Annotated in this window: 10 protein-coding genes; 2 read left to right on the top strand and 8 right to left on the bottom strand. The window is 70.1% G+C overall.

Annotated elements, in window-relative coordinates:
* The first annotated feature begins 76 nt into the window (after positions 1 to 76).
* Positions 77 to 727: an amino acid-binding protein gene (locus tag BR07_RS0120550; RefSeq protein WP_027507022.1), complete on the top strand. Its 651-nt coding sequence runs from the start codon at positions 77 to 79 to the stop codon at positions 725 to 727.
* Here BR07_RS0120550 and ligA read toward each other — a convergent pair.
* From ligA to BR07_RS0120590, 8 genes are all read right to left on the bottom strand, one after another.
* Complete coding sequence (gene ligA / locus BR07_RS0120555; protein ID WP_051613653.1) at positions 671 to 2821, bottom strand: NAD-dependent DNA ligase LigA; 2151 nt, start codon at positions 2819 to 2821, stop codon at positions 671 to 673. The two genes, BR07_RS0120550 and ligA, sit on opposite strands and share 57 nt — an antisense overlap.
* A 62-nt stretch (positions 2822 to 2883) precedes the next feature.
* On the bottom strand, positions 2884 to 3909 hold the full coding sequence (locus BR07_RS0120560) for a methionine synthase (RefSeq protein WP_027507024.1): 1026 nt from the start codon (positions 3907 to 3909) through the stop codon (positions 2884 to 2886).
* The gene (mnmA, locus tag BR07_RS0120565) at positions 3906 to 5015 is read right to left on the bottom strand and encodes a tRNA 2-thiouridine(34) synthase MnmA (RefSeq protein WP_027507025.1); all 1110 of its coding nucleotides are present in this window, start codon (positions 5013 to 5015) and stop codon (positions 3906 to 3908) included. Before mnmA ends, BR07_RS0120560 begins: the two co-directional genes overlap by 4 nt.
* A gap of 30 nt (positions 5016 to 5045) precedes the next feature.
* Positions 5046 to 6254 (bottom strand): cysteine desulfurase family protein, encoded by a 1209-nt coding sequence (locus BR07_RS0120570; RefSeq protein ID WP_027507026.1) that lies wholly within the window; start codon positions 6252 to 6254, stop codon positions 5046 to 5048.
* 70 nt (positions 6255 to 6324) lie between these two features.
* Positions 6325 to 7236, bottom strand: a complete 912-nt coding sequence (locus tag BR07_RS25765) for a lysophospholipid acyltransferase family protein (RefSeq protein WP_155957127.1) — start codon at positions 7234 to 7236, stop codon at positions 6325 to 6327.
* On the bottom strand, positions 7233 to 8072 hold the full coding sequence (locus tag BR07_RS0120580; protein ID WP_027507027.1) for a GNAT family N-acetyltransferase: 840 nt from the start codon (positions 8070 to 8072) through the stop codon (positions 7233 to 7235). The genes BR07_RS25765 and BR07_RS0120580 overlap by 4 nt, the downstream gene beginning before the upstream one ends.
* Before the next feature lie 124 nt (positions 8073 to 8196).
* Positions 8197 to 9153: an electron transfer flavoprotein subunit alpha/FixB family protein gene (locus BR07_RS0120585; RefSeq protein ID WP_027507028.1), complete on the bottom strand. Its 957-nt coding sequence runs from the start codon at positions 9151 to 9153 to the stop codon at positions 8197 to 8199.
* A gap of 50 nt (positions 9154 to 9203) precedes the next feature.
* Complete coding sequence (locus tag BR07_RS0120590; protein WP_027507029.1) at positions 9204 to 10004, bottom strand: electron transfer flavoprotein subunit beta/FixA family protein; 801 nt, start codon at positions 10002 to 10004, stop codon at positions 9204 to 9206.
* Between the two features lie 256 nt (positions 10005 to 10260).
* On the opposite strand from BR07_RS0120590, the gene BR07_RS0120595 reads away from it, so the two are divergent.
* On the top strand, positions 10261 to 11046 hold the full coding sequence (locus BR07_RS0120595; protein ID WP_051613650.1) for a class I SAM-dependent methyltransferase: 786 nt from the start codon (positions 10261 to 10263) through the stop codon (positions 11044 to 11046).
* The last annotated feature ends 15 nt before the right edge of the window (positions 11047 to 11061 follow it).

Raw genomic sequence — 11061 nt, forward strand, 5'->3', positions numbered from 1 at the left:
GAGCCCGGCCGTCCTCCACCTTCTCGTGGGCCGCGTGCGACTCGATGGAGACGGCGTCGAGTGCGAGGATGTCGGCGTGTCGTATCTCCTGCGGGTCCAGTTGCCCGACCGTCCGGGCAGTCTCGGGTCGCTCGCCGTCGCCCTGGGTTCGGTGGGGGCCGACATCCTGTCGCTCGACGTCATCGAACGCGGAGCCGGATTCGCGGTGGACGATCTGGTGGTGGACGTCGCGCCGGGCGCCCTCCCCGACACACTCATCACCGCGGCCGAGAAGCTCACCGACGTCCGCGTGGACTCCATCCGTCCCTACGCCGGCATCCTGGACACACACCGCGAGCTCGAGCTCATCGATCAGGTGGCCACGGCGCACGACGACCGTCTGCAGGTGCTCGTGGACGGTGCGCCGCGGGTCTTGCGCGTCGGATGGAGCACCGTGGTGGGCATGTCGGATCACGGTCCGGCCGTCATCGTCGGCAGCTCCGGGGCGCCCGAGTCGCGGGCCGACGACATGCCGTGGATGCCCCTCGAGAAGCCGGCAGTCCTCGACCCGACCGGAGCATGGGTTCCGCAGTCGTGGAAGGACATGGACACCACACTGGCCGCGGCGCCACTCGGATCGTCGGGCACCGTGCTGGTGCTCGGACGACCCGGCGGACCGGACTTCCGACCGTCAGAGATCGCCCGGCTCGGCTACCTGGCCGGCATCGTCGCCACCGTCCTCGGCTGAGTCCGCCCCGGCGACCAGCGCGCGGGCCGCGTCGGGCCCCTCGCCGAGCAGCGTGCGGAACCCGTCCTCGTCGAGCACCGGAACACCGAGTTCGAGCGCCTTGTCGTGCTTGGATCCGGGCGCGTCGCCGACGACCACGAACGCCGTCTTCTTCGACACCGACGAGGCCGCCTTGCCGCCGCGGGCCAGGATCACCTCCTTCGCGTCGTCACGCGTGAACGTGGCGAGCGATCCGGTGACGACGATCGACAGACCGTCGAGCGTGCGCTCGATACTCTCGTCGCGTTCGTCCTCCATGCGCACGCCCGCCGCCGACCACTTCTCCACGATGGCGCTGTGCCAGTCGACGTCGAACCACTCGACGACTGCGCGGGCGATGGTGGGCCCCACCCCGTCGGCGGCGGCCAGTTCCTCCTCCGTCGCCGCCCGGATGGCGTCGAGCGACCCGAAGCGGGCGGCGAGGGCGCGGGCGGCGGTCGGCCCGACATGGCGGATCGACAATCCGACGAGCACCCGCCACAGCGGCTGATCCTTGGCTCGCCCCAGGTTGTCCAGCAATCGCCGACCGTTCGCGGACAGCGCTCCCGCCTTGGTTCGGAAGAGATCCGTCCGGGTGAGCTGGTCCTCGGTGAGATCGAACAGATCGCCCTCGTCCTCGATCACGTGTGCGGACAACAGCGCCGTCGCGGCCTCGTACCCCAGCACCTCGATGTCGAACGCGCCACGGCCCGCGACGTGGAAGACCCGTTCCCGCAACTGCGCCGGGCACGAACGCGAATTGGGACAGCGGATGTCGGCGTCGCCCTCCTTGGCCGGTGCGAGCTCGGTTCCGCACTCGGGGCAGTGCGTCGGCATGACGAACTCCCGCTCGTCCCCGGTGCGCGCGTCGACCACCGGACCGAGCACCTCCGGGATCACCTCGCCCGCCTTGCGGATGACCACGGTGTCTCCGATCAGCACGCCCTTGCGCACGACCTCGGACGCGTTGTGCAACGTCGCGAGGGACACCGTCGACCCCGCCACGAGCACCGGCTCCATGAACGCGAACGGCGTCACTCGCCCGGTGCGACCGACGTTGACCCGGATGTCGAGCAACGTCGTGGTGGCCTCCTCCGGCGGATACTTGAAGGCGATGGCCCAGCGGGGTGCGCGTGACGTGGATCCGAGTCGGCGGTGCAACGCCATCTCGTCGACCTTCACCACGAGGCCGTCGATCTCGTGCTCGACCGAGTGCCGGTTCTCGCCCCAGTACTCCATGCGTTCGACCACCGCGTCGACGCCCTGCACCAGTGCGGTGTGAGTCGAGACCGGCAGACCCCAGGCGGCGAGCGCGTCGTACGCGACGGACTGGGCGGCGGGGGCGAAGCCCTCCATCCGGCCGAACCCGTGACAGATCATGCCGAGCCGCCGCCGCGAGGTGACCGCGGGGTTCTTCTGCCGCAGCGACCCCGCGGCGGAGTTGCGCGGGTTGGCGAACGGCGGCTTGCCCTGCTCGACGAGAGAGGCGTTGAGCGCCTGGAAGTCCTCGAGTCGGAAGAACACCTCGCCCCGCACCTCGAGCAGCGTCGGGACCGGGAACTCGTCCGACGGGGTGAGCACCTCGGGGATGTCGTCGATGGTGCGCGCGTTGAGCGTCACGTCCTCCCCGGTGCGTCCGTCACCGCGGGTGGCGGCGCGCACCAGTCGGCCGTTCTCGTACACCAGATTGAGCGCGACACCGTCGATCTTGACCTCGCAGAGGTAGTGCAGGTTCTCCCCCGCCTCCACCTCGACCCTGCGCGCCCAGGCACGCAGCTCGTCCGCGTCGAACACGTTGTCCAGGGACAACATTCGCTCGAGGTGGTCGACAGCCGTGAAGTCCGTCTCGAAGCCGCCACCGACGAGCTGCGTCGGCGAGTCGGGCGTCCGGAGATCCGGATGCTCCTCCTCCATCGCCTGCAGGCGCTTCAGCAACTCGTCGAACTGCCCGTCCGAGATGATCGGCGCGTCCCGCACGTAGTACCGGAACTGGTGACCGCGGACCTCCTCGGCCAGCGCGTCCCACTCCTGCTTCTGCTCGGGTGAGGCCGGGACCAGGTCCGGCGGTGTCTCGATCTCGTCCACGATCGCAGACTATCGGAGCGCTCCGACACCGTTCCCGGTGACGAAGGCCGGTGTCACAGCGCGTCGGGATCCTCGGTGAAAGCAGCGCGGACGTCGCGCAGCACCGTCAGAGCGTGCCGGGCCCACGGCAGGCTCGCGCCGGACAACCCACACGTGGGTGAGACGGCGACGCGCTCGGCGAGGTACCGCCTCGGGAAGCCCAACCGATCCATCAGTTCCACTGCGGGCGCCGCACTCTCGCGCCACGCCGGGTACTTCTCCGGGTCGGTTCCCGGCACCACCCCCAGGACGGCGACACCGCCGCTCTCCAGGTAATCGCCGACCGCGTCGTACCGCGACGTGGACAGCAGGGACAGATCGAACGAGACGCCGTGCACCCCGCTGCGTCCGAAGACCTCGAACGGGACGTCGGCGGAGCACGTGTGCACGATCACGGGTCGGTTCACCCGCTGCACCACCGAGCCCAGCAGGTCGGCCACCTCCGGCGCCGGCACCGCGGCGATCTGCTCGAGGCTCGTCACGCCCTGCAGGCGACCGGCCAGCACGGCCGCGATGCGAGGTTCGTCGAACTGGACGACCACCTCGGCGCCGAGCCGCCTCGCGACCTCGTCGGCGTGCGCGGCCACTCCCTCGGCCAACGACCCGGCGATGTCGCGCACCGCACCGCGGTCGGTCAAGGCGCGGTGACCGAACGCCAGCTCGATGTCCGCGGCCATCGTGAGCGGGCCCGCGGCCTGCACCTTGACGGCGCGGCCGGATCCGCGCAGCCCGGCCAGTTCCCACTGCTCCTCGAGAACGTCGAGGTCCTCCGTCAGGAAGTCGCGGGCCCGGCGGCTCGTCGTACTCGGCCGTCGGCTCACGCGGTATCCGCTGGTGGCTGCATCGATCTCGATGTCGACCAGCAGCACGCCGGTGCGCCCGATCATGTCGGCGCCGAGACCTCGCGCCGGTAGTTCCACGACGTGCGGCAGGTCGGGGAGCTCGCCGATCACCGTCGTGACGGCGTTCGCGATGTCCGTTCCCGGCCACGAGCCGATACCCGTCGCCACGCCTGCCAGAGCGGCAGCAGGATCCGTCACGGGCGAGCGGACGCGGTGAGTGGCGACTCGGCGGAGGTTGCCGCGATGGTGCCGCTGCCGACCACGATGTCGCCTGCCGGGTCGGGGCGGTACAGCACGGCTGCCTGACCACGTGCGACTCCGGTGAGCGGGGACCGCAGACCGATGCGCAGGGTGTCGCCGTCGACACGAGCGACGGCGTCTGCGAGTCCGCCGTGTGCCCGGACCTGGACGACGCAGTCCACGTCGCCCTCGGGCGGCGTGCCGGACGTCCAGACGGGTGTGCTCGCATCGATGCCGTACACGTCGAGGCGGCTCGCCGAGCCGACCCGGACGGTCCCGGTCTCGGACTCGATGGAGGTGACGTACCGCGGCTTGCCGTCGGCGGCCGGTCCCTCGACGCCCAGGCCCTTGCGCTGGCCGACGGTGAACCCGTGCACACCGTCGTGCTCGGCGAGCACCGCGCCGGAGTCCGCGTCGACCACCGATCCGGGGCGCACGCCGATACGGGCGCCGAGGAACGCCCGGGTGTCGCCGGACGGGATGAAGCAGATGTCGTGACTGTCGGGCTTGTCCGCGACGGCGAGACCGCGGCGGGCGGCCTCGTCACGCACCTCCGCCTTCGGGGTGTCCCCGATCGGGAACAGGGCACGGGACAGCTGGCGCGCGGTGAGGACGCCCAGCACGTACGACTGGTCCTTGTCGGCATCGACCGCACGACGCAGCACGCCGTCCTCGAGCCGGGCGTAGTGGCCGGTGGCGACCGCGTCGAAACCGAGCGCCTCGGCCCGATCGGCGAGCGCCGCGAACTTGATCTTCTCGTTGCAGCGCAGGCATGGGTTCGGGGTCTCGCCTGCGGCGTAGGACGCGACGAAGTCGTCGATCACGTCTTCCTTGAACCGATCCGCGAAATCCCAGACGTAGAACGGGATCCCGAGCACGTCCGCGGCACGGCGCGCGTCCCCGGCGTCCTCCTTGGAGCAGCACCCGCGCGACCCGGTGCGCAGAGCGCCGGGAGCGGTGGACAGCGCCAGGTGCACCCCGACCACCTCGTGGCCGGCATCGACGGCACGCGCCGCCGCCACGGCGGAATCGACGCCGCCGCTCATCGCTGCCAGAACTCTCATGTCACCACTCTTCTCGTCTCGACGTTCTCGTCATCTCGAACTGGACGCCATGCCGGCGGCCCGCGCACGTTCGACGACGCGCGGCAGGACCTCGAGCAGTACGTCGACATCGGCGTCGGTGCTGGTGTGGCCCAAGGAGAACCGCAGTGATCCGCGGGCATCGGCCGCATCGACGCCCATCGCCAGCAGCACATGACTCGCCCGTGCGACACCCGCCGTGCACGCGGATCCAGTCGAGCACTCGACACCGGAGGCGTCGAGCAACATCAACAGTGAATCGCCCTCGCATCCGGGGAACGTGACGTGCACGTTGCCGGGGAGTCTGTCCGCGCCGCGGGCACCGTTGACCGACGCGCCGGGCACCGCGTCGAGGACACCCTCGATGACACGCTCGCGCAACGCCACGAGCCGCGCCTCGGTGTCGGCCCGTCCGGCGACGGCGACGTCGAGGGCGGCCGCCATGCCCACTGCACCTGCCGTGTCGGGCGTCCCGGACCGGACGTCGCGTTCCTGACCGCCTCCGTGCAGCAGTGATTCGCAGGGCACCGAGCGTCCGAGCAGCAGCGCGCCGACGCCCTGGGGTCCGCCGAACTTGTGTGCCGCGATGGACAGCGCGGAGAGACCACTGGACGCGAAGTCGAGCTCACGGACACCGGCCACCTGGACCGCGTCGCTGTGCATGGGCACGTCGAACTCGGCCGCGATGGCAGCGAGTTCGCGGATCGCCATGATGGTGCCCACCTCGTTGTTCGCCCACATGATCGACACGACGGCGACCTCGTCGGCGTGCAGCTCGAGTTCTCGGCGCAGCGTCGACGGGAGGACGCGGCCGTCGGCCTCGACCGGCAACCAGGACACCGCGGCGCCCTCGTGACGTTCGAGCCACTCCACGGCATCGAGCACGGCGTGATGCTCGACCGAGCTGGTGATCACACGGACGCGACGAGGATCACGCGCTCGGCGTGCCCAGAAGATACCCTTGACCGCCAGATTGTCGCTCTCGGTGCCGCCGGAGGTGAAGATGACCTCGGACGGACGAGCGCCCAGCGCCGCGGCGATGGACTCCCGCGACTCCTCGATGCGGCGGCGGGCCGTGCGCCCCGATCCGTGCAGGGACGACGCGTTTCCCACGGTCCGATGGATCTCCGTCATCGCCTCGATCGCCGCGGGGACCATCGGAGTGGTCGCGGCATGATCGAGGTACACCGGCGTTCCGGGCACACGTGGGGGCTGTGGCATGACGTGGTCCAGGATAACCGGTCGCGGACCCCGCCTCTCCCCCGCGCGAGCACGCCCGAACTGCCGTGCGTCAGCTCGCCCGCACGACGGTTCCGGCGTACTCACCGGGGCGGACCGGCTGGGCGAGCCGATCCCGGCGCGGCAGTCGCGTGCGGGTGACGCGCAGGGGCGGAACTGCCGTCTCGTCCTGGTGTCGGCGCACGGCCAACTCCGCGCTGCGCGCCAGCAGTCGACGATCGTCGATGGGCGCGATGTCCTCGCACACCCGCACGGCGGCACGGACGCCCTTCAGCCGCAGGATCCTCGACATCGACTCGCCGATGGTCTCGTCGCCCACGAAGGCGGTGGCCGTCGTCGGACGGTGGTCGACGTCGCGGTAGGTGACCGCGATCGGCCGCACCACCGCACCGGCGTCGATGGCCGCCTGGAACAGGGCGGGACGGAACGATCCGTAGGCGGTTCCGCACCAGGTGGTGCCCTCGGGGAAGACGACCACCGTGGCTCCCGATCGCAAGGCCTCGGTCACCTCGTCGACGGTGCCGGGCAGGGAGCGGAGTCGCTCACGGGCGATGGGGACGACCCGCACGATGCGTGCGAGCAGACCCAGGACGGGCCAGTCCACGAGGTCCGCGCGGGCGACGAAGCGGCACGGGAAACAGGCTGCCAGCACCAGGACGTCCGTCCAGGACACGTGATTGGCGACGACGAGCGTTCCGACGCCGGTGGGCTCGGCCGTGCGGTCGCCGTCCAGAGTCACCCGGACACCGAGCGCGCCGAGGAGTCCCCTGGCTCCGGCACGTGCGGCGGCGCGTCGACCGCCCGCCGGCAACACCCGGCCCGCCAGCAGGAGCGGGACCACGGCGAGCAGCACCGCCACCAGGACGCAGCGCACCACCACGCGTGCGGTGCCCACGGTCGCCGAGACCGCCGGATGGCACCCCGTCCCGCACGGGCTGGCGGGCATCCAGGCGTGTGTCGTCACGCGTGCGACTCCGCGGTCGCCGCGGCCGAGCGGAGCCGGTCGAGATAGCGGACGTTGGCGTCCTTCATGTGCAGGAGGGTGACGAAGTCCGCGACGCCGAAATCGGGATCGTGGGCCGGCTCCCCGCAGATCGAGGCGCCCATGCGCAGATAGCCGCGCATCAGGGCCGGCACCGACGTGCGGGCGGGCGCCGTCATGTCGGCGAGGGCGACACCGTCGACGCGCACGGGGGTCCGGGGATACGCGCGGACCTCGGAGCGGTGCCGCTTCTCGACGAGGTCGTACACGCCCTTGACGTGCGCGCCGTCCGGCTCCCCGTCACCGAGTGCCATGGGGACCGACACACAGCCCATCACCCGGTCGTAGCCACCGAGGTCGATGTACCGGAGGATCCCGGACCACATCAGCGCCAGCACCGAGCCGGATCGATGGCCCTCCAGGACGCACGCACGACCCATCTCGACCGTCCGCAACTCGTGTGCACGCAGTTCGCTGATGTCGAACTCCGTCGCCGTGTAGTACCCGCCGGCGCGCTCCGCACCGTCCGGGGTGAGCATGCGGTAGCAGCCGACACGATCGCCGGTGCGGTTGTCGACGACGAGCAGGTGATCGCAGTGGTCGTCGAAGCGGTCGGCGTCGAGGCCGCCGTCGAAGGCGGTCGACTCGTACCCCGCTTCCGAGCCGAACACGGTGGCGCGCAACCGCTGCGCCGCGAGCACGTGTTCCGGGGTGGATCCGAGAACGAGTGAGTGGTGCTTGTCGGAGACGAGCACGTGCTCGTCGGCCGAGGACGGGGTGATGACGGTCGGTGCCGAGTCGCACACATCTGATGTCATGGCACATAGATCTATCGAGCCCACTCGACGGCACTCACAACACGACGTGACCGGAAGGTGCACGAACGACGAAAGCCCCGCTACCGACGAACGGTAGCGGGGCTCCCGGGTACTGCTGAGGGGATCAGCCCTTGCGCTTCTTCACTGCCTCGGCGAGCTGAGGCGTGACGTCGAAGAGGTCTCCCACGACGCCGAAGTCCGCGATCTCGAAGATCGGTGCTTCCTCGTCCTTGTTGACGGCGACGATCGTCTTGGACGTCTGCATGCCGGCGCGGTGCTGGATCGCACCGGAGATGCCGAGCGCGACGTACAGCTGGGGCGAGACGGTCTTGCCCGTCTGACCCACCTGGAACTGGCCCGGGTAGTAGCCCGAGTCGACGGCTGCACGCGAGGCGCCGACGGCCGCACCGAGCGAGTCGGCCAGGTCCTCGACGACGGAGAACTTGTCCGCGCTGCCGACACCGCGACCACCGGAGACGACGACCGACGCCTCGGTGAGTTCGGGGCGGTCGCCGCCGGCGACGGGCTCACGCGAGGTGACCTTGACGACGGCCTCCTCCTGCGCGGGAACCTCGACGTCGACACGCTCACCGGCACCGGCCTGCGGCTCGGCGTCGATGGCACCCGGGCGGAGCGAGATGACCGGGACGTCGCCGTTGGTCTTCGCCTCGACGGTGAACGCGCCACCGAAGATGGAGTACGTGGCGGACTTGTCGGCGTTGATCGCCACGACGTCCTGGTGCAGTCCGGCACCGAGGCGAGCGGCGAGACGACCCGCCACCTCCTTGCCCTCGATGCCACCGGACGTGAGGATCGCGGCGGGCGAGACCGACTCGGCCAGGGACGACAGCACGTCGACCTTGGGCGTGACGAGGAAGCCGTCGACGTCGGCGGACTCCGCGACATAGATCTTCGCGGCGCCGGCCTCGGTGAGTGCGGCGGCGATCGCGTCGGTGGTGCCCGGCGCTCCCGTGACCACCGCGGACGGCTCACCCAGAACGCGGGCGGCCGTGATGAGCTCGCTGGTGACCTTCTTCAGTGCCCCGTCTGCGTGCTCGACGAGTACGAGTACCTCTGCCATGGTGTTTCTCCTGTACTGCAGTGAGACGAATGTGTGCTGGTGACGGGGATCTAGATGATCTTCTGCGCGACGAGGTACTCGGCGACCTTGGTTCCGCCGTCTCCCTCGTCGTTCACGCGCTCACCAGCGGTCTTCGGCGGCTTCGGGGTCACCGTGGTGACGGTGGTGCCGGCGTTCGCGACGCCCACGGTCTCCGGATCGACGCCGATGTCGGCGAGGGTGAGGACCTGCACCGTCTTCTTCTTGGCGGCCATGATGCCCTTGAAGGACGGGAAGCGCGGCTCGTTGATCTTCTCGGTGACGCTGACGATCGCGGGGAGATCTGCCTCGAGGCCGAAGATGCCCTCGTCGGTCTCGCGCTCGCCGCTGACCTTGCCGTCGGCGACGACCAGCTTGCGCATCTGGGTCAGCTGCGGGATGCCGAGGTACTCGGCGATGATGGCGGGGACCGCGCCGATGCGGCCGTCGGTCGCCTCGTTGCCGGCGATGACCAGATCTGCGGCCTCACCGTTCTCGAACTCCACCTGGCCGAGTGCGGCAGCGAGAGCCCACGCGGTCTGGATGGCGTCGGAACCGTGCATGGCCGGATCGTTGACGTGCACAGCACTGTCCGCGCCCATGGAGAGGGCCTTGCGGATGGCCTCGGTCGCGCGGTCGGGTCCTGCCGAGAGGACCTTGACCTCGCCGCCGTCGCGCTCCTTGATCAGGAGTGCCTCCTCCACGGCGCGCTCGTTGATCTCGTCGAGCACGGCATCGGCCGCGTCGCGGTCGAGCGTGTAGTCGCCGTCCGAGAGCTTGCGCTCGGACCACGTGTCGGGAACCTGCTTGATCAGTACGACGATGTTCGTCATGGGTCTTCGTCGACCTCCTGTGTCCTGTCTCGGTGAATCAGGTCTTGATCTCGTAGCGCGGGGCCCGAAACGTATTCGGAGTTCACGCTGCGCGCGGTGGGCCGAAGCCCCGGAACCGACGTGTCACGGACGTTACCCCATTCGTGGTTACTGATGGGTAACTTACTCCTGTCGGGCCGAGAATTCACCCCCCGGGGCCCCTCGGACCGCCGACCGGCGTCGCTCGACCGGGCAGGTGGGAACTACTGTCGCCCGGATGAACGACGCCGCGACCGACACGACCGTGTCGACCGAGACACCCCTCCCGCTCACCGGCGAGCGCACCGTGCCCGGCATCGCCGAGGAGAACTACTGGTTCCGTCGGCACGAGGTCGTGTACCGCCGTCTCGCACCGGCCTGCGCCGACCGAGTGGTGCTCGAGGCGGGCTCCGGCGAGGGCTACGGCGCCGACATGATCGCGCGGACGGCGACACGGGTGATCGGTCTCGACTACGACCGCAGCGCCGCCGAACACGTCGCTCGCCGGTACCCGTCGGTCGCCATGACCCGAGGCAACCTCGCGATGCTGCCGCTGCGCGGCGAGAGCGTCGACGTCGTCGTCAACTTCCAGGTGATCGAACATCTGTGGGACCAGGCCGAGTTCCTGCGGGAGTGCCTCCGGGTTCTGGTTCCCGGCGGCGTCCTCCTCGTCAGCACTCCCAACCGCATCACGTTCTCCCCCGGCCGGGACACCCCGCTGAACCCCTTCCACACCCGCGAGCTCGCAGCCGCGGAACTACGGGAATTGCTGTCCGACACGGGATTCGAGATCGACTCGATGACCGGCGTGCATCACGGCGAGCGACTGCGCGCACTCGACGCGACCCACGGCGGATCGTTCATCGACGCGCAGATCGACCGCGCGCTCGCCGGTGAGCCGTGGCCCGCGACCCTCGTCTCCGACGTCGCCGGCATCACCGTCGACGACTTCGACATCCACGCCGAGGCGATCGACGAGAGCCTGGATCTCGTCGCGGTGGCCCGGAAACCGTCCAGCACGTGACGAGCGCCACCTCGG

Source organism: Rhodococcus sp. UNC23MFCrub1.1 (assembly GCF_000686025.1).
Classification (GTDB): domain Bacteria; phylum Actinomycetota; class Actinomycetes; order Mycobacteriales; family Mycobacteriaceae; genus Rhodococcoides.

Bases quoted from the DNA above. Each gene is read 5' to 3' on its own strand.
- mnmA (WP_027507025.1), bottom strand. From the start codon at position 5,015: ATGAGAGTTCTGGCAGCGATGAGCGGCGGCGTCGATTCCGCCGTGGCG.
- BR07_RS0120570 (WP_027507026.1), bottom strand. From the start codon at position 6,254: ATGCCACAGCCCCCACGTGTGCCCGGAACGCCGGTGTACCTCGATCAT.
- BR07_RS0120580 (WP_027507027.1), bottom strand. From the start codon at position 8,072: ATGACATCAGATGTGTGCGACTCGGCACCGACCGTCATCACCCCGTCC.
- BR07_RS0120585 (WP_027507028.1), bottom strand. From the start codon at position 9,153: ATGGCAGAGGTACTCGTACTCGTCGAGCACGCAGACGGGGCACTGAAG.
- BR07_RS0120590 (WP_027507029.1), bottom strand. From the start codon at position 10,004: ATGACGAACATCGTCGTACTGATCAAGCAGGTTCCCGACACGTGGTCC.
- BR07_RS0120595 (WP_051613650.1), top strand. From the start codon at position 10,261: ATGAACGACGCCGCGACCGACACGACCGTGTCGACCGAGACACCCCTC.